This is a genomic window from Aeromonas sp. sia0103, from assembly GCF_963895295.1.
Lineage (GTDB): Bacteria > Pseudomonadota > Gammaproteobacteria > Enterobacterales > Aeromonadaceae > Aeromonas > Aeromonas encheleia.
Genome location: NZ_CAWQKG010000061.1, coordinates 1 through 18,955, shown reverse-complemented (window position 1 = coordinate 18,955; position 18,955 = coordinate 1). Strand labels below are relative to the sequence as shown.

At 61.0% G+C, this 18,955-nt stretch carries 13 protein-coding genes; 8 read left to right on the top strand and 5 right to left on the bottom strand.

The window, feature by feature from the left end; all coding sequences use genetic code 11:
- Together AACW18_RS18825 and gshA are read left to right on the top strand one after the other, a co-directional pair.
- The gene (locus AACW18_RS18825; RefSeq protein ID WP_218389536.1) at nucleotides 1-2,814 is read left to right on the top strand and encodes a M16 family metallopeptidase; all 2,814 of its coding nucleotides are present in this window, start codon (nucleotides 1-3) and stop codon (nucleotides 2,812-2,814) included.
- A 58-nt stretch (nucleotides 2,815-2,872) separates the two neighbouring features.
- Nucleotides 2,873-4,471, top strand: coding sequence for a glutamate--cysteine ligase (gene gshA, locus AACW18_RS18820; protein ID WP_042652161.1), 1,599 nt, complete (start codon nucleotides 2,873-2,875; stop codon nucleotides 4,469-4,471).
- A gap of 137 nt (nucleotides 4,472-4,608) precedes the next feature.
- Here the strand turns inward: gshA and AACW18_RS18815 are convergent, their stop codons facing one another.
- Entirely contained in the window at nucleotides 4,609-5,928 is a 1,320-nt protein-coding gene (locus AACW18_RS18815) for an anaerobic C4-dicarboxylate transporter (RefSeq protein ID WP_218389535.1), read from the bottom strand.
- Between the two features lie 130 nt (nucleotides 5,929-6,058).
- Complete coding sequence (aspA, locus tag AACW18_RS18810) at nucleotides 6,059-7,501, bottom strand: aspartate ammonia-lyase (protein ID WP_042652163.1); 1,443 nt, start codon at nucleotides 7,499-7,501, stop codon at nucleotides 6,059-6,061.
- A gap of 447 nt (nucleotides 7,502-7,948) precedes the next feature.
- Here aspA and AACW18_RS18805 point away from each other — a divergent pair, with 447 nt between their 5' ends.
- Nucleotides 7,949-8,422 carry an FxsA family protein gene (locus AACW18_RS18805; RefSeq protein ID WP_218328542.1) on the top strand — a complete coding sequence of 158 codons (474 nt, stop codon included), beginning with the start codon at nucleotides 7,949-7,951 and terminating at the stop codon, nucleotides 8,420-8,422.
- A gap of 36 nt (nucleotides 8,423-8,458) precedes the next feature.
- On the opposite strand, the gene AACW18_RS18800 is transcribed toward AACW18_RS18805, so the two are convergent.
- Nucleotides 8,459-9,793, bottom strand: a complete 1,335-nt coding sequence (locus AACW18_RS18800; RefSeq protein ID WP_256351957.1) for an MATE family efflux transporter — start codon at nucleotides 9,791-9,793, stop codon at nucleotides 8,459-8,461.
- Between the two features lie 241 nt (nucleotides 9,794-10,034).
- Here AACW18_RS18800 and AACW18_RS18795 point away from each other — a divergent pair, with 241 nt between their 5' ends.
- The 5 genes from AACW18_RS18795 to AACW18_RS18775 all read left to right on the top strand — a co-directional run bounded on the left by AACW18_RS18795 (nucleotide 10,035) and on the right by AACW18_RS18775 (nucleotide 14,800).
- On the top strand, nucleotides 10,035-10,328 hold the full coding sequence (locus tag AACW18_RS18795; RefSeq protein WP_041214497.1) for a co-chaperone GroES: 294 nt from the start codon (nucleotides 10,035-10,037) through the stop codon (nucleotides 10,326-10,328).
- 40 nt (nucleotides 10,329-10,368) lie between these two features.
- Complete coding sequence (groL, locus tag AACW18_RS18790) at nucleotides 10,369-12,003, top strand: chaperonin GroEL (RefSeq protein WP_042652165.1); 1,635 nt, start codon at nucleotides 10,369-10,371, stop codon at nucleotides 12,001-12,003.
- 137 nt (nucleotides 12,004-12,140) lie between these two features.
- On the top strand, nucleotides 12,141-12,596 hold the full coding sequence (locus AACW18_RS18785; RefSeq protein ID WP_126623454.1) for a molybdopterin-binding oxidoreductase: 456 nt from the start codon (nucleotides 12,141-12,143) through the stop codon (nucleotides 12,594-12,596).
- A gap of 25 nt (nucleotides 12,597-12,621) precedes the next feature.
- Nucleotides 12,622-14,553 carry a putative bifunctional diguanylate cyclase/phosphodiesterase gene (locus tag AACW18_RS18780; protein ID WP_042652167.1) on the top strand — a complete coding sequence of 644 codons (1,932 nt, stop codon included), beginning with the start codon at nucleotides 12,622-12,624 and terminating at the stop codon, nucleotides 14,551-14,553.
- 58 nt (nucleotides 14,554-14,611) lie between these two features.
- Nucleotides 14,612-14,800: a hypothetical protein gene (locus AACW18_RS18775; RefSeq protein ID WP_042652168.1), complete on the top strand. Its 189-nt coding sequence runs from the start codon at nucleotides 14,612-14,614 to the stop codon at nucleotides 14,798-14,800.
- Nucleotides 14,801-14,858: 58 nt separating this feature from the next.
- On the opposite strand, the gene rluA is transcribed toward AACW18_RS18775, so the two are convergent.
- Nucleotides 14,859-15,515: a bifunctional tRNA pseudouridine(32) synthase/23S rRNA pseudouridine(746) synthase RluA gene (gene rluA / locus AACW18_RS18770; RefSeq protein WP_218328536.1), complete on the bottom strand. Its 657-nt coding sequence runs from the start codon at nucleotides 15,513-15,515 to the stop codon at nucleotides 14,859-14,861.
- Nucleotides 15,516-15,551: 36 nt separating this feature from the next.
- Complete coding sequence (rapA, locus tag AACW18_RS18765) at nucleotides 15,552-18,419, bottom strand: RNA polymerase-associated protein RapA (protein WP_218389533.1); 2,868 nt, start codon at nucleotides 18,417-18,419, stop codon at nucleotides 15,552-15,554.
- Between the last annotated feature and the right edge of the window lie 536 nt (nucleotides 18,420-18,955).

Below are 18,955 nucleotides of genomic sequence, written 5' to 3'. Positions count from 1 at the left end.
GTGAACAAACTCATTCCATTAAGCATTCTTCTGGGCTTGGCCCTGCCGGTGCTGGCAGCCCCGACCCTGGTATCGGAACAGGTCAAGCAGGAGGGCAAGCTCGGCATCCCCTACCAGATGTACAAGCTGGATAACGGCCTGACCGTGATCCTGGCCCCCGACAAGTCCGATCCCCTGGTGCATCTCAATGTGACCTATCACGTGGGCTCGTCCCGCGAGACCGTGGGCAAGTCCGGCTTCGCCCACTTCTTCGAGCACATGATGTTCCAGGGCTCCAAGCACGTCGGCGATCAGGAGCACATGCGGATCATCAACGAGGCCGGTGGCGAGATGAACGGCACCACCAACAAGGATCGCACCAACTATTACGAAACCGTGCCAGCCAACCAGCTGGAGAAGGTGCTCTGGCTGGAGGCGGATCGCATGGGCTTCCTGCTCGATGCGGTGAGCCAGAAGAAGTTCGAGATCCAGCGCGCCACCGTCAAGAACGAGCGCGCCCAGCGCATCGACAACCAGCCCTATGGCCTGGTGGGCGAGAAGGCGGGCGAGGCACTCTATCCGCGCACTCATCCCTACTCCTGGCAGCCCATCGGCTACGTGGAGGATCTGGATCGGGTCGGGGTGGAGGATCTCAAGCAGTTCTTCCTGCGCTGGTATGGGCCGAACAACGCCACCCTGACCCTGGGGGGCGACTTCGACACCCAGCAGGCGCTGGCCTGGATCGAGAAGTACTTCGGCAGCATCCCCCGTGGCCCGGACGTGGCCGAGCCGACCCCGGAGCCGGTGACCCTGCCCGAGACCCGCTACGTCACCCTGGAAGACAAGGTGCACCTGCCGCTGCTCTACATCAGCTATCCGACGGTGGCGCTCGGGGATCCCCAGGAGCCGGCACTGGACATCTTTGCCGACGTGCTCGGCGGCTCCGCCAGCTCCATGCTCTACCAGTCGCTGGTCAAGACCGGCAAGGCCATCGAGGTGGGCGCCACCCACTCCTGTGAGGAACTGGCCTGTACCCTGACGGTCTACGCCTATCCGAACCCGGCCCAGGACGGCAGCCTCAAGACGCTGAAAGGCGAGGTGGACAAGGTGATCGGCGACTTTGCCAGCCGCGGCCTCAAGCCCGAGGATCTCGAGAAGGCCATCAGCAGCTATCGCGCCGAGGCCATCTGGGGGCTGGACAGCATAGAGGGCAAGGTGAGCCAGCTCGCCCTGGGCCAGGTGCTGACCCAGGATCCGAACTATGTGTTCAAGAACCTGGACGCCATCAGCCAGGTGAACGCGCAGCAGGTCAAGGCCGCCTATGACAAGTTCATCGCGGGCAAACCCGCGGTGGTGCTGAGCGTGGTGCCCAAGGGCAAGACGGATTGGCAGGCGGGTACGCCGAACTTCTCCCCCGCCAAGCGGGAGTTGCCGGATTACAGCCAGCACGGCGAGCCGCTGGCGCTGCGCCCGGTCAAGGACAGCTTCGATCGCAGCGTGGAGCCCAAGGCGAGCGAGGCGGTCAGCGTCAAGGTGCCGACCACCTGGCACGGCAAGCTGGACAAGGGCATCGAGATCATCGGTACCCAGAGTGACGAGATCCCGGCCGTCTCCATCATGATCGCCCTGCCGGGCGGCATGAGAGCCGAGGGCAAGGGGGAGCTGGGGCTGGCCAGCCTCACCGCCGCCATGCTGGGGCAGGGAACGGTACGGCTGACCGAGGCCGAGCTCAGCGACGAGCTGCAAAAACTCGGCGCCAGCATCAGCGTCTCGACCGCCCAGTACAACAACCTCATCACCATCAGCAGCCTGACCGACAAGTTGCCGCAGACCCTGGATCTGGTGCGCGAGATCTTGATGCGACCCGGGATGCGGGAGGCGGACTTCGAGCGGCTCAAGGCGCAGATGCTGCAAGGCATGAAGCAGAGCGAGCAGCAGCCGGAGTGGCTGGCGGGCCAGGCGTTCCGCGAGCTGGTGTACGGCAAACAGAACCGGCTCGGTCAACCGACCGAGGGGGTGCTGAAGGACGTCGAGAAGCTGACCCTGGCGGACGTGAAGCGCTTCTATCAGGACTACTACAATCCGACCAACGCCAGGGTGGTGGTGACCGGGGATGTGACCCAGCAGCAGATCGAGGAGCAGCTTGGCTTCCTGACCCAGTGGAAGGGGACCACTCCTGCCCTCGGCGATCTCAAGCTCAAGGGCGAGCAGGCCAAGCCGGGCATCTATCTGGTGGACAAGCCGGGGGCGCCCCAGTCGGTGATCCGCATCGGCCGTCGTGCCATGCCGTTTGACACCACGGGGGACTTCTTCGTCGCCAGCCTGATGAACTTCAATCTGGGGGGCAACTTCAACAGCCGCATCAACCTCAACCTGCGGGAAGACAAGGGCTACACCTATGGTGCCAGCTCGGGCTTCTCCGCCAACCGCGAGGCGGGTGTCTTCGCCACCGGTGCCAACGTGCGGACCGACGCGACCGTGGATGCCATCCGCCAGTTCCTGAAGGAGATGGATGGCTACCGCAAGAGCGGCCCGACCCCGGTGGAGCTGGCCTACATGCGCAGCGCCGTCTCCCAGCAGGATGCGCTCTCCTACGAAACCCTGGCGCAGAAGGCGATGTTCCTGCTGCAGATGATCATGTATGACCTGAAGCCGGACTATGTGCTGGCCCAGGGGCAGCTGATCAAAACGGTGTCGCCTGAGGCACTCAAGGCCAGCGCGGCCCGCTGGCTCGATCCGGCCGAGATGGTGATTGTGGTGGTGGGAGACAAGCAAAAGCTTGAAAAACCCCTGTCGGAGCTTCATCTTCCCATCTATCCGCTGCAGCTGCCCTGAGGGCGCTTCACAAAATGAGCGCCGCCCCGTTTGGGGCGGCCATACATGAGCCGTGAATATGACTACTACTAGCTTGTCGCTCACCGAGTTGTTGACTGCCCTGGGTTCGCCGGAACGGGTGACCGCCCTCAAGGGGATCCGGCGCGGGATCGAACGTGAATGCCTGCGCATCACCCCGGAAGGCGCCCTCTCCCAGACCGATCACCCCAGGAGCCTGGGCTCGGCGCTGACCCACGCCAACATCACCACCGACTACTCCGAGAGCCTGCTGGAGTTCATCACCCCGGCCACCGACTCCATCGAGAGCCTGATCGAGCAGCTCGGCGATATCCACCGTCATACCATTCATCACCTCGGCGATGAGCGGATCTGGCCGCTCTCCATGCCCTGCTTCATCGGCGATGAGGAGAGCATCCGCCTGGCCCAGTACGGCAGCTCCAACATAGGCCGGATGAAGACCCTCTACCGACAGGGGCTGAAGAACCGCTACGGCAGCCTGATGCAGGTGATCGCCGGGGTGCACTTCAACTTCTCCATGCCGGACAGCTTCTGGTGCGAATGGCAGGATCTGGTGGGTGAGGGCTGCTGCAGCCAGCGTTTCATCTCCGACAAATACATGGGGCTTATTCGCAACGTCTACCGCTTCGGCTGGTTGGTGCCCTATCTGTTCGGCGCCTCGCCGGCCATCTGCGACTCCTTCCTCAAGGGGCGCAAGAGCAACCTGCCGTTCCAGAAGACCGGCAAGGGCACCCTCTATCTGCCCTATGCCACCGCGCTGCGGTTGTCCGATCTCGGCTACACCAGCAGCTCCCAGAGCATGCTCAATATCAGCCACGACAACCTGCCGGCCTATGTGGCCAGCCTGCGCCGTGCCATCAGCACCCATGATCCCGAGTTCGCCAAGATCGGGGTCAAGGTCAACGGCGAATACCGCCAGCTCAATGACAACGTGCTGCAGCTGGAGAACGAGCTGTATGCGCCGATCCGTCCCAAGCGCACCCCGCGCAGCGGCGAGAAGCCGTCCGACGCGCTGGAGCAGCGTGGCATCGAATACATCGAGCTGCGCACCGTGGACGTGAACCCCTTCACCCCGTTCGGCATCGATGTGGATCAGATCCGCTTCTTCGATCTGTTCCTGGTCTGGTGCCTGCTGCGCCCGTCCCCGGTGCTGACCGACGAGGAGATTGCCCGCAATCGCCGCAACCAGAACAAGGTGGTGCTGGAGGGGCGTCGTCCCGGCCTCGAGCTGGAAGACGAGCAGGGCAACCCCATCGGCCTCAGGGAGTACGGCCTCCAGCTGTTCGACGAGCTGGATCAGGTCGCCGATCTGCTGGATCGTTGCTGTGGCCGCAACCGCTATCGCGAGACGCTGGCCATGCACCGCGAGAAGCTGCTCAATCCGGAGCTGACCTACTCCGCCCGCCTGCTCAAGCAGTTGCTGGAGAGCGGCCAGGACAACGGCTGCTTCGGCGACGAGCTGGCGAGCCGCTACCGGGAGGAGATGCTGAGCGGCGAGCTGCAGTACTGGGATCAGGCCTACTTCGCGGGCGAGGCGCGCGAGTCCCTGGCCAAGCAGCGGGAGCGGGAGCGCGGTGACAGCCTGTCGTTCGACGAGTTCCTCGCCGATTACTTCGGTACCCGGCAGACGACCAGCTGAGGGTCTGCCCCCCGACAGTCAAAAGCCGCTCCAGGGAGCGGCTTTTTGTTGGCCGGAAGGGGCCTGGCGGGTTGGCTGCACGGCATAAAAAAACGGCCCATCGGGCCGTTTTTGCACTCTGTCGTCGGCACTCCCGGTTAGAGGATGATGCCGCCGAAGAAGAAGCCAAGGGCGACTGCCATGGCGATGGTGGCCACACCCGGGATGAAGAAGGGGTGGTTGAATACCGCCTTGCCGATCCGGGTCGAGCCGGTGTCATCCATCTCTACCGCCGCCAGCAGGGTCGGGTAGGTGGGCAGCACGAACAGCGCGCTCACGGCGGCGAAGGAGGCGATGGCAGCCAGCGGGCTGACACCCAGCGCCAGGGCGGCCGGCATCAGGGCCTTGGTGGTGGCACCCTGTGAATAGAGCAGCATGGAGGAGAAGAACAGCACCACGGCCAGCAGCCAGCTGTATTGGCTCAGCAGATCGCCGGCGAAGGCCTGGATCTCGACCATGTTGCCCTTCACGAAGACGTTGCCCAACCAGGCCACACCCAGCACACAGATACAGGCAGACATACCGGACTTGAAGGTCGGCATGTTGGTGATCTGGGCGGCGTCCAGTTTGCAGAACAGCACCATGATGGTGGCGGCGGAGAGCATGATGCCCATGATGGCACCGTCACGGGGGATCGGCGGATTGGCGATCAGGCCCACGTTGCCGGAGATGGCGGTGGCATAGGCCATGACGGCGACGATGGCGGCGATGAAGATGGCGACGGACAGCTTGGCGTAAGGCTTGAGTTCAACCTTGCTGGTGCCGCGCAGCTTGATCAGGCCCTTGGCCTTGCGCTCCAGGTAGACTTCGTCCTGGTCCAGCGGCTTGCCCAGCATGTTGGCCACGAAGGCACCCAAGATACAGGCGAGGAAGCTGGACGGGATGCAGATGGCCAGCAAGGTCAGGTAGTCGACCCCGAGCGGCTCAAGCATGCCGGAGAAGGCAACCACGGCGGCCGAGATGGGCGAGGCGGTGATGGCGATCTGGGAGGCGACGACCGCGATGGAGAGTGGGCGGGAGGGGCGAATGCCCTGCTCCTTGGCTACCTCGGCGATCACCGGCAGGGTGGAGAAGGCGGTGTGACCGGTACCGGCCAGCATGGTCATCAGGTAGGTGACGACCGGGGCGGCGAAGGTGATGTATTTGGGGTTCTTGCGCAGCGCCTTCTCGGCCAGGGAGACCAGGTAGTCCATCCCGCCAGCCAGTTGCATACAGGCGATGGCGCAGATGACGGACGCGATGATCATGATCACGTCCCAGGGGAGATAGGCAACCAGCTGATCGCTCGGGATGGGCATGCCCAGACCCCAGGTCAGCACCAGTACCCCCAAACCACCGGCAAAGCCGATGCCGATGCTGCCTATCCGGGCTCCCAGATAGATAGCGGCGAGCACGACAAGTAACTCGATTCCAATCATAGCGAACACTCCAATTTCCAGTTTTTTTTAGGTTTTTTGTGGCAGAAAAGCCAATTCCCGATAGGACTGGGGGGGGGCCAATCGGGAACTGACTCTATGGGCCGGGAGTGATCCCGGCCCATCGATACCCTTATACGGTGGCTTCGCGGGTGTAGCGCTTGGCCTTGTATTGCGGGTTCATCAGGTTCTCGATGGAGAGGATCTCGTCCAGCTGTTCGGCGGTCAGCAGGCCGCGTTCCAGCACGACCTCACGGACGTTCTTGCCGGTCTGGGCGCAGATCTTGCCGACGATGTCACCCTCATGGTGACCGATGAAGGGGTTCAGGTAGGTCACGATGCCGATGGAGTTCAGCACGTGGTTCATGCAGATTTCCGGGTTGGCGGTGATGCCTTCGACACACTTCTCGCGCAGGGAGATACAGGCTTTTTCCATCAGGCTCAGGGATTCGAACATGGCCTGGCCAATCACCGGCTCCATCACGTTCAGCTGCAGCTGACCGGCTTCGGCGGCGAAGGTGATGGTGACGTCGTTACCGAACACCTTGAAGCAGGACTGGTTGACCACTTCCGGGATGACCGGGTTGACCTTGGCCGGCATGATGGAGGAGCCTGCCTGCATTTCCGGCAGGTTGATCTCTTTGAGGGCGGTACGCGGGCCGGAGGAGAGCAGACGCAGATCGTTACAGATCTTGGACATCTTCATCGCCATGCGCTTGATGGCGCCGTGCAGCATCACGTAGGCGCCGCAGTCGGAGGTCGCTTCTATCAGATCTTCAGCCGGCACATAGGCGCGGCCGGTGATCTCGGCCAGACGCTTGATGGCCAGAGCGGAGTACTCGGGCGGAGTGTTCAGGCCGGTACCGATGGCGGTCGCGCCCAGGTTCACTTCCAGCAGCAGCTCCTGGCAACGCTTGATGGACTTGATCTCTTCGCGCAGGGTGACGGCGAAGGCGTGGAATTCCTGACCCAGGGTCATGGGTACCGCATCCTGCAGCTGGGTACGGCCCATCTTGAGGATGCTCTTGAACTCTTTGGCCTTGTCATCGAAGGCGGCGATCAGCGCTTCGAGGGCAAACAGGGTGGTGTCGGTGCTGTTCACCACGGCAACGCGGAAGCCGGTCGGGTAGGCGTCGTTGGTGGATTGGCACTTGTTGACGTGGTCGTTCGGGTTGATGACGTCGTAACGGCCTTTCTCCAGCCCCATCAGCTCGAGGGCGATGTTGGCCAGCACTTCGTTGGTGTTCATGTTGACGGAGGTACCGGCGCCGCCTTGATAAACGTCGACCGGGAACTGGTCGAAGCATTTGCCGGTGTTCAGCATCAGATCGCAGGCTTCGATGATCTTGTCGGCGATTTCGGGACGGATGGTGCCGAGTTCACCGTTGGCCAGGGCGGCGGCCTTCTTGGTCAACACCATGCCACGGACAAATTCTGGAACGTCAGAAATCTTCTGAGTGCTGATCTTGAAGTTCTCGACTGCGCGCAGGGTATGCACACCGTAATAGAGATCGTTGGAAACTTCTTTGGTGCCCAGCAGGTCTTCTTCAATGCGGACGTTCTTGATGTCGCTCATTGTAATGCCTCAGAAATCAGATAAATGGAAACAATCCTCACCGAGTGGTCGCGACTTCCTTACGCACGGTTCATCCTGAAGCACCACACATCGAGTGGGGCAGTTGGGAGCCTGTTGCTCCCTGTGCAATTACTGCGGTAGATATTACCTCAATTGAGGTATCTGATATTAGACCTGGATCACTAAATTTGAGGCAGCCCCAAAGATCTTGTGGTCATTAAACAGATATTGCAATTGAGCTATTTACTTTGACAGATCAACCACTTCAATCCCAGTTGTTCGGGAGGATATTTGTCTGAATCCCGATCGGTGTCACTCATGGGCTTGAAAAATGAATGTGATGCCCCATTTTATTGGTTAGAAACCGATAGAATGGTGGGTTGGCGGCTCGTTCCCGTCGGTCGCATGCATCACAGGTTGATCTATTTCACCCGTACCGAGGTCATTATGGGCAAGTTACTGCTGTTGTTGGTTGGTTTGGTATTGCTGGAGCTCACAGTGATGATCGAGGTGGGATCCGTGATCGGTGCCTTGCCGACCGTGGGATTGCTGGTGCTGACCGCCGTGCTGGGCTCCTCGCTGGTGCGCAGCGAGGGGATCAAGACCCTGTTCAGTGCACAGCAGAAGATGCAGCAAGGAGAGATGCCGGGCCGCGAGGTGATGGGGGGCATGATGCTGGCACTGGCCGGTCTGCTGCTGATCATCCCGGGCTTCGTGACCGACTTCTTCGGCATCCTGCTGCTGCAACCCTGGTTGCGCAACCGGCTGGCCGACAAGCTGGTGGGCAGCAGCCAGTTCAGGATGCAGATGGGGGGCTTCCAGACGCCGCCTCCGTTCGAGGCGCGTCCGGGCGATGGGCAACCGGATCAGGTCAATCGTGGTGGCACTACCATAGAGGGCGAGTTTGAACGTAAAGAGTGAGCGCAAAGAGTAAGTCGCTGCCTCAGCCAATGGCCATCAGGGGTTGCCCTGATGGCACAGGGATTCGAACCTGCGCCGGGCATAAATCCAGGCCAGCATGCCCGCCGCCAGGTTCGCCAGCAGTATCCCCAGATAGACCCCCTGCTCCCCCCCCAGTTTTGCCCCCAGCCAGGCCCCTGGCAGCAAGAAGACAAACAGACGCAAGCCATTGAACAGGAAAGATACCGTCGAGGCCCTTACGCCGTTGAGGGCGGACGCCAGCAGCATCACCATGCCTTGAAAACCATAGCCGACCGGCACCAGATACAGGTAGAGCACGATGAGCCGCACCACCTTGGGATGGTCGCTGAACAGGCCGGCGATGAAGGGGGCCAGCAGCCAGGTCAGGGCATAGACCCCGAGCTGGAACAGCAGCGCGAAGCGCATGCAGAGCAGCAGGGCCGCCCTGGCCCGCGCCGGGTTGCCCGCCCCGCAGTTTTGCGAGATGAAGGGGGCCAGCACCGAGGAGAGCGCCATCATCACGATCAGCAGCAGCGCCTCGACCCGGGAGGCGGCGCCATAGGCGGCGACCATCTCGGTCCCCAGCCCGGCAAAGATGATCATCAGTACGGCGTTGGCGAGCGGATTGAGCATGTTGGTGAAAGAGGCGGGCACCGCCACATGCAGCAAGGCGCGCCAGTGGGCCAGCAGCTGGGGGCGGGGGGAGAGATGCCACAGCAATAGCCCTTCCCGCTTGCGCAGTATATGGAGGCTGACCAGCATGGCCATCAGCCAGGAGATAGAGGTGGCGATGGCGGCGCCGCCGATGCCCCATTCGGGGAAGGGGCCTATGCCGAAGATGAGCAGGGGATCCAGCACCCCGTTGACCAGGCCGGCCACCCCCATCACCAGACTCGGCGTCTTGGTATCCCCGGTCGCCCGGATGGCGGCATTGCCGACCATGGGCAGCGCCAGCATGGGCACGGTCAGATACCAGATCAGCATGTAGTCGTGGATCAGCGAGATGAGCTCTGCGCTGGCCCCCAGCAGGGTGAACAGGGGATCTATGGTCAGCGCCCCCAGTGCCGCGAGCAGAGATACCAGGATAATTGCGAGGAACAGGCAGTCGGTGGTGATGCGCGCGGCCTCGTCGTGACGGCCCTGGCCCAGGGTATGGCCGAGCAGCGCACTGAGGCCTGCCCCCAGTCCCATGGTCAGGGAGGTCACCACGAAGGTTACCGGAAAGGTGAAGCTGATGGCGGCCAGCGCCTGGGTGCCCATCATGCCGATGAAGAAGGTATCGACCAGGTTGAAGGCCAGGATGGCGACGATGCCGAGGATCATGGGAGCCGTCATGCGCAGCAGCACGGAGGGCATGGGTGCGGTCAGCATGGGATTGGGTCGGCTCAAGGGAATCGTCTCTGTTGCTCTGGGCCGAAATGCCGGCCACGTCCATCCGCCTTCCTGGTGGGGGTTGCTGATCCATCAAAGATGCTCATAGTACGTGAAAATATTTTTTTTGTATTTGCCCTTGAAGGGCTACCCAAATTGCCCCAGATCAGGGGCATAACAAATTTGGCCAAGCGTGGCCATTCCTCAAGCAACACAGAGACTCATTTTGGGAGAGTTATCGATGAAAATTCGTCCACTGCACGACCGCGTCATCATCAAGCGCATCGAAGCTGAAGCCAAATCCGCTGGCGGCATCGTCTTGACTGGCACTGCGGCCCAGAAGTCCACCCGTGGTCAAGTTCTTGCCGTGGGGACTGGTCGAATTCTGGACAATGGCGATGTCAAAGCCCTCGCCGTCAAGGTAGGTGACAAGGTGATCTTCAACGAAGGCTACGGTGTGAAGACCGAGAAGCTGGATGGCCAGGACGTGCTGATCCTGTCCGAGACCGACATCCTGGCGATTGTCGAAGAGTAATCACTCCCTTTTCCCCGAATTGATTTAAGGACCGAATAACATGGCAGCTAAAGAAGTTAAGTTTGGCAACGAAGCCCGCATCAAAATGCTGGAAGGCGTCAACATCCTGGCCGACGCCGTCAAGGTAACCCTGGGCCCGAAAGGCCGCAACGTGGTACTGGACAAGTCCTTCGGTGCCCCGACCATCACCAAGGATGGCGTCTCCGTTGCGCGCGAAATCGAGCTGGAAGACAAGTTCCAGAACATGGGCGCCCAGATGGTCAAGGAGGTCGCTTCCAAGGCCAACGACGCCGCCGGTGACGGTACCACTACCGCTACCGTACTGGCGCAAGCCATCGTCAACGAAGGCCTGAAGGCCGTTGCCGCCGGCATGAACCCGATGGATCTGAAGCGCGGTATCGACAAGGCCGTCGTGGCTGCCGTCGCCGAGCTGCAGGCGCTGTCCACTCCTTGTGCCGACAACAATGCCATCGCCCAGGTGGGCACCATCTCCGCCAACTCCGACGAGAAAGTGGGTGCACTGATCGCCGAAGCCATGGACAAGGTCGGTCGTGACGGCGTCATCACCGTCGAAGACGGTCAGGGTCTGGAAGATGAGCTGGCCGTGGTAGAAGGCATGCAGTTCGATCGTGGCTACCTCTCCCCTTACTTCGTCAACAAGCCGGAAACCGGCGCCGTCGAGCTGGATGACCCCTTCATCCTGCTGGTGGACAAGAAAGTCTCCAACATCCGCGAAATGCTGCCGGTGCTGGAAGGCGTGGCCAAGGCGGGCAAACCGCTGCTGATCGTTGCCGAAGACGTGGAAGGCGAAGCGCTGGCGACCCTGGTGGTCAACACCATGCGTGGCATCGTCAAAGTTGCCGCCGTCAAGGCGCCGGGCTTCGGTGACCGTCGCAAGGCCATGCTGCAGGATATCGCCGTGCTGACTGGCGGTACCGTCATCTCCGAAGAGGTGGGTATGGAGCTGGAGAAAGCGACCCTGGAAGATCTGGGCCGTGCCAAGCGCATCGTGATCACCAAAGAGAACACCACCATCATCGATGGCGTGGGTGATGCTGCCCTGATCGAAAGCCGTGTTGCCCAGATCCGTCAGCAGATCGAAGAGACCTCTTCCGATTACGACCGTGAGAAGCTGCAAGAGCGCGTGGCCAAGCTGGCTGGCGGCGTTGCCGTGATCAAGGTTGGCGCTGCCACCGAAGTCGAGATGAAAGAGAAGAAGGCCCGCGTTGACGATGCCCTGCACGCCACTCGCGCCGCCGTGGAAGAAGGCGTGGTTGCCGGTGGTGGTGTGGCGCTGGTACGCGTTGCCGCCAAACTGGCCGACCTGCGTGGTGACAACGAAGACCAGAACGTGGGTATCAAGGTTGCTCTGCGCGCCATGGAAGCCCCGCTGCGTCAGATCGTGATCAACGCCGGTGAAGAAGCCTCCGTCATTGCCAACGCCGTGAAGAATGGCGAAGGTAACTTCGGTTACAACGCCTACACCGAACAGTACGGCGACATGCTGGCCATGGGGATCCTGGATCCGACCAAGGTAACCCGCTCCGCGCTGCAGTTTGCCTCGTCCATCGCCGGTCTGATGATCACCACCGAGTGCATGATCACCGAACTGCCGAAGAGAGACACTCCTGCCATGCCTGATATGGGTGGCATGGGCGGCATGGGTATGATGTAATCCTGTCGTAGTTATCAAACGGCTCGCATTTGCGGGCCGTTTTTTTTAGTGCTACTAGAATGAGCTTATTAATATCGACAGCATCTGAGGTAAACATGCGAAATTTAGGCCTGATTACATTACTGTTTTCCCTTGTCATGCCCGGCATGGCCGTGGCGGCCCCGCAGGGGCCCGTGATCCTCAAGGTGACAGGTAATGTGGATCCCGCCGAACCGGCCGACGGCGAGGTCGCCTTCGACCTGACCATGCTCCAGGCCTTGCCGCAGCATGAGATAGTGACGGCCAGCCCCTGGGTGGACAAACCGCACAAGTATGTGGGCCCCAAGCTGTCGGATCTGATGGTGGCGGTGGGGGGCAAGGGCAAGAACATCACTCTCACTGCCCTGAACAGTTTCCAGATCCGGATCAACTGGGATAAGGTCAAGCAGTACGATCCTATCCTGGCCTGGCAGGATGACGGCGTGACCATGCGGGTACGTGACAAGGGGCCGCTCTGGTTTATTCTGCCACTGGATCAGAATCCCGAACTCAAGCGGTCCGAATTCACCGACATGATGATCTGGCAGCTGAGTTCGATCGATATTCAAGACTGACGATGGTTGCTTGCGGGAGTACGGGGTGAAAGCGAAGACCAGGGCCTGGCCCTTACTCGGCGTTCTCTATCTATCCATTCTGCTGTTCACGGGTAGCACCCTGTATTGTCTGGTGCAGATACAGAATGCGACCCGGGTGATGGAGAAGTACACCTACGACGTTTCCTGGGCCCTGATGCAGCTCCAGCTCGAGCTGGGGCGCTTTCTCAATGCCGTGGAGATCTACCATTACGGCGGGATCGACCATGAGGCCCTGCTGCTGCGCTACGACATTCTCTGGAGCCGCACCCCTATCCTGCTGAGCGGCCAGCTGCGCAAGAGCCTGGCAGACAATCAGAAGACGCTGCGACTGGTCCAGCTGACCGAGAACAACATCCGGGAGCTGGAACCCAAGCTGGCCGTGCTGAAACCGGGTACACCGGATTATCAGCAGATCATGATGCGGCTCGCCCCCCTGCAAGAGCCGCTGTCCTACTCCCTCGCCTCCGTCATGCAGAACAACATCAACGTCTATTCCGGCAACGACAAGCGCTTTGGCCAGCTGCGCAACGCCTTGCTGTTCATGGTATCCGGCCTGGTGATCTCCGTCATCCTGCTCAGCGGTCTGCTTATTCGTGAGGCCAGGCGCCACTTCAGAATGGCGCGGATCGATCCATTGACCGGCCTCGCCAACCGGCTGGCGTTGCTGGAGAAGATGGAGTCCTACGTCGGCCGCGATACCCCGTTCGGACTGGTGCTGATCGACATCAACGACTTTAGGGACATCAACAGCAAGTTTGGCTACAACACCGGGGATATCCTGCTGCAGGAGCTGGCGAAGCGGCTGCGAACCCTGTGTGAAAACGGCGAATGGGTCGCCCGCCTTGGCGGCGATCAGCTGGCCATGCTGCAGCGGGAAAGCAGCGATTTGCGCCAGGTCAGGGAACTGGTGGCGAGGGTCCTGCATGCCATCAAGCAGGATATTCTCATCGACAACTACCCGTTCCGGCTGGAGGTAGGGATCGGCATCGCCTTCTTCCCCATGGACAGCAACCAGACCCAGGAGCTGCTCAGCCGGGCGGAGCAGGCCCTGTTCCACAGCCGCAAGACCCATGTGCCCTATGTCATCTATGACAACTCCCTGCTCAATGAAACCGCCAGGCGCAAGCACCTCGCCTCCGACATGGTGATGGCGCTGGAGCACAATGCGCTCGAGCTCTACTACCAGCCCATCGTCAACCTGGAGAACGGTCGCTGCGAGGCGGTCGAGGCGCTGCTGCGCTGGCGCCACCCCGAGCTGGGCTTCATCCCGCCCAACGAGGTGATCCAGGTGGCGGAGGAGTTCCAGCTGGCGGAGAAACTCGGCAGCTGGGTCCTGAACACCGCCTGCGAGCAGCTCTACAAGTGGCAACATCTGGGCTTGGTCGATCTGCAGATGTGCGTCAACATCTCGCCCGGCATGTACCAGCGCAACCTGTTGAAACTGGTAGCCAAGGCATTGATGGAGCACCACATCCCCGCCTCCAGTCTGGTGCTGGAGGTAACCGAGGACACCACCATGCGCGAGGTGAAGAACTCGCTGCAGCTGATGCAGGATCTTAACCAGCAGGGGGTGCAGCTGGCGCTTGACGATTTCGGTACCGGCTACTCCTCCCTCAGCTATCTGCAGAAATTGCCGGTCAGCAAGGTGAAGATCGACCGATCCTTCATCCAGGGGATAGACACCTCCATCGAGGCGGCCGAGCTGGTGGCCAACATCTGTCGCATGGCCTCCATGCTGGGCAAGAAGCTGGTCTGCGAGGGCATAGAGACCCAGGGCCAGCTCGATGTGCTGCGCTCATTGACCGACATCCACCTCTACGGCCAGGGCTATCTGTTCAGCCGGCCCGAGCAGGCGGCCAAGGCCTATCAGACCCTGCTGGAGATGGAGGAGCGTTGGCTGGCACGGCGCTCACCGGACAAGGCCTACCTGATCTGACCGATAGGGCTCATGTTCGGTACACAATGGCCGATAGAGCTTAGGCAGGAGGTACACAATGGATATTTCTAGCTCTGCATCTACGTCATACGGCTCTGCCTTGATGACGGCCAGTCTGGCGAAAAAACAGCAACTCCAGGACGGCGAAACCGCGTTGAAGTTGCTGCAGACGGCCGCCCAGCCAGCTCAGGCGCCAGTTACATCGGCGACTGGAGCCTTGGGAAGCAACATCAACATTCACGTTTGATCCTAATGAAAAAGCCCCCATCGATCGATGGGGGCTTTTTTTATGCGCAACATCCGGCTCAGAGCGGGAAGGGCGCCGGCGCCTCGAAGCTCATCCGCTCGCCGCTGCGGGGATGAGCGATGGTCAGCATGGCCGCATGCAGATAGAGATGCGGCGCCGCGGCCAGGGCGTCGGGGTGGGCGTAGAGGTTGTCACCGAGGATGGGGTGCCCCAGCTCCAGCATGTGCACCCTCAACTGGTGGGAGCGGCCGGTGATCGGCGTCAGCTTGATCAGGCTGTTGCCATTCTCCACCTTCAGCTTCTCCCACAGGGTCAGGGCATGGCGGCCCTCCTCGAAGTCCACCTTCTGCCTGGGGCGGTTGGGCCAGTCCACGCAAAGCGGCAAATCCACCTGGCCGGAGTCCGCCTGCGGCTCACCCCAGACCCAGGCGAGGTAATGCTTCTCGGTCTCCCGTTCGCGAAATTGCCGACTCAGCTCCCGGTGAGCGTTCGGGGTGAGGGGAATGACGATCACCCCGGTGGTGGACATGTCGAGGCGATGGGCCGCCGCCGCCTTGGGGTGCTGCTGCTTGACCCTGTGCAGGACGCTGTCTTCATTTTCGGGCCCGCGCCCGGGCACGCTGAGCAGGCCGGTAGGCTTGTTGACCACCATGATGTCCTTGTCCTTGAACAGGATATCGAGCCAGGGTTCCAGAGGCGGTGAATATTCAAACATAGCGTCTCGCATCTTCAATCAAGGGGATGGCCCCCATCAGTTATGGGTGACCACGATAAAGCGGATGGCATCCAGCTTGAGCTGGGTCTGATCGATCAGGTGGTGCAATTCTGCCTGCAAGTTGCGCAGATAATCCAGTTCGCTGTCGCGCACGTTCGGATTGACCGCCTTGAGCGCCTCCAGTCGGTCCAGATCCTGCTGCAGGGTCTGCGCCATCTGGGCGCGGGCCTTGTCCACTATAGCGGCCTTCAGCTCTTCGGCAATGACCTGACCCTTGCCAATCAAGCCGTGGATCACCGGCTGTGACGCGGTCACCAGCTTGCTGCCGAGGTGGCGGTTGACCGGGGTCAGCTGACGGTTGAAGGCATCGAACGCCACCTTCTCACCCAGGTTCTGGCCATTCTTGTCCATCAGCAAGCGGATCGGGGTCGGCGGCATGAAGCGGTAGAGCTGGGGGTGTGCCGCCGACTCGGCCACGAAGATAAGCTCGAGCAGGATGGAGCCGATCGGCAGGGCCTTGTTCTTCAACAGGGAGACCGAGGTCGCGCCGATCTCGGAACCCAGGATCAGATCGATACCGCCACGCATGATGGGGTGCTCCCAGGAGAGCAGCGCCATGTCGTCCCGTGCCAGGGCGGTGGGGCGATCGAAGGTGATGGTCATGCCATCCTGGGGCAGGCCCGGGAAGCTTGGCACCAGCATGTGATCGCCGGGGGTCAGCACCAGCGCATTCTCCCCCCTGTCATCCTGATTGACGCCGATCTCGTCGAACATCTTGAGGGCGAAGGAGATCATGCCAGTGTCATCATCCTCGGCGTCCAGCTTCTCGACCAGGGCGAGGGCGGCGTTGCCACCGCTGGAGTGGATCTCCAGCAGCCTATCACGGCCTTGCTCCATCCGAGCCTTGAGTGGTTCGTGCAGCTCGCGGGTCTTGACCAGCAGGGCATCCAGCACCGTCTGCTCGCCGTCGTTGGCGGCCAGCAGCTCGAACAACTCGTCCCGCACCGCTTCAAAGATCGGGCGGGCGGTGGGGCAGGTCTGCTCGAAGGCATCCAGACCATCGTGATACCAGAGCAGCAGGGCTCGCTGGGCGGTGCCGGTCAGATAGGGGACATGGATCTCGACGGTGTTCTGCTGGCCGATCCGATCGAGACGACCGATGCGTTGCTCCAGCAGATCCGGGTTGAGGGGCAGATCGAACAGCACCAGGTGGCTGGCAAACTGGAAGTTGCGACCCTCTGACCCTATCTCGGAGCAGAGCAGCACCTGGGCGCCCCCCTCTTGCTGAGCGAAGTAGGCAGACGCCTTGTCCCGCTCCAGGATGGACATCCCCTCGTGAAACACGGCGCCACGGATCCCCTCGCGGGTGCGCAGCGCCTCTTCCAGTGCGATGGCGGTGGCGGCTTCGGAGCAGATCACCAGTACCTTCTGCTGGCGGGCGCCGAGCAGCAGCTCCAGCAACCAGTCGACACGCGGATCGAACTGGGTCCAGCTGGCGCTGTCGCCTTCGAACTGCTGGAAGATCTTCTCAGGATAGAGGTAGCGCAGGGCGCGGGTCTGCAGATCGCCCCCGTTGCCGCCCATCATGCCCATCACCTTGATCGCGGTCTTGTACTGCTCCGGCAGCGGCATGGGGTAGACGTTGAGGTGACGTTCCGGGAAGCCTTGAATGTTGGCGCGGCTGTTGCGGAACAGCACCCGGCCGGTGCCGTGCTGATCGAGCAGCTTGCGAACCGCCTGCTCGCGGGCGGCGGCATCACTCAAATCCAGCCCATCCAGCTGGCCGGCGAGGATCTGCCGAGCTTCGTCGCTCAGGGTCTCGCCCGCCAGCAGCTCCTGGGCGGCGCTGGCCACCTGGCCATAGGCCTGCTCCTCGGCGAGGAAGGCGTCGTAATCGTAGAAGCGCTCGGGATCGAGCAGGCGCAGACGGGCGAAATGGCTCTGGTGGCCCAGCTGATCCGGGGTGGCGGTCAGCAGCAGCACGCCTGGCACCTGTTCGGCCAGGGCCTCCACCATCTCGTAGGCGCGGCTCGGTGCTTCCTCGCTCCACTCCAGGTGGTGCGCTTCGTCGACGACCAGCAGATCCCACTCGGCTTCCAGCACCTGCTCGAAGCGGCGGCGTTTCTTGCGCAGGAAGTCGAGGCTGCAGATCACCAGCTGCTCCGTCTCGAACGGATTCTCGGCGTCCGCAAAGGCCTCGATACAGCGCTCCTCGTCAAACAGGGAGAAGTGCAGGTTGAAGCGGCGCAGCATCTCGACCAGCCACTGGTGCTGCAGGGTCTCCGGCAGCAGAATGAGCACGCGCTGGGCACGACCCGAGAGCAGTTGCTGATGGATGATCATGCCCGCTTCTATGGTCTTGCCCAGACCCACCTCGTCGGCCAGCAGCACGCGCGGGGCATAGCGATGACCCACTTCGTGGGCAATATAGAGCTGATGCGGGATCAGGCTGACCTTGCCGCCGGCCAGGCCGCGGGTCGGATTGCGGCGACGCTGATGCTGGTTGATCAGGGCTTCGTAGCGCAGGGTGAAACGGGACATCCGATCGATCTGACCGGCAAACAGGCGATCCTGCGGCTTGTTGAACTTGATGAAGTTACTGAGGAACACCTCCTTGAGAACGACGGGCTCCTCGTTATCGGTGCGGACACCGACATATATAAGCAGCCCATCCTTCTCCTGCACTTCTTCAACCAGCATGGTCCAGTCTTCATGACTGGCTATCTGGTCGCCCACATTGAAGCTGACCCGGGTGACCGGCGCCTCTTCTTTGGCATACATGCGGTTTTCACCGGTAGCCGGAAACAACAGGGTAACCATGCGTCCTTCAACAGCAACGACAGTCCCCAACCCCAGATCCGTCTCTGTATCACTAATCCAACGCTGGCCAAGTGCAAAAGGCATTAAACTCTCCAAAGCCCAAGAGTGTGAGAATCGCAAAGGGGCGCTATGTTACCCGAAGGCGGGATCCCGATCACCATGCTAATGGCGATCGGGAAAACCAATTCGAAACAAGTTTGATCTGTCGACCCCATCCATCCACCAGGATGAAGAAAGCACACTCAATTGGTCCTCTCATCGAACGCTAGTGCATCACTTTGATTGCTTAGTGAACGGTTGAACTGCAAATACGAATATTATGCGAAATTAGCCTTGCCAATCCGATCTCGCTCCCTATAATGCGCCACATCGACAGGGCAAGCGGCAACGCAAACAAGCCGGTCGGTGCCTCGATAAAGCCTCTGAAAATAAGGCTTGACTCGAGAAGGCGGTTGAGTAGAATGCCACTCCCGCAGCGACAAAACGTTGCAACGCTCTTTAACAATTTGAATCAAGCAATCTGTGTGGGCACTCACAGCATCGAGCATCAAAAACAATTTTTGATTTTCAATGTCTGGTGAAGTGACCAAAACGACTTGTTAGCAATAACAAGCCGAACA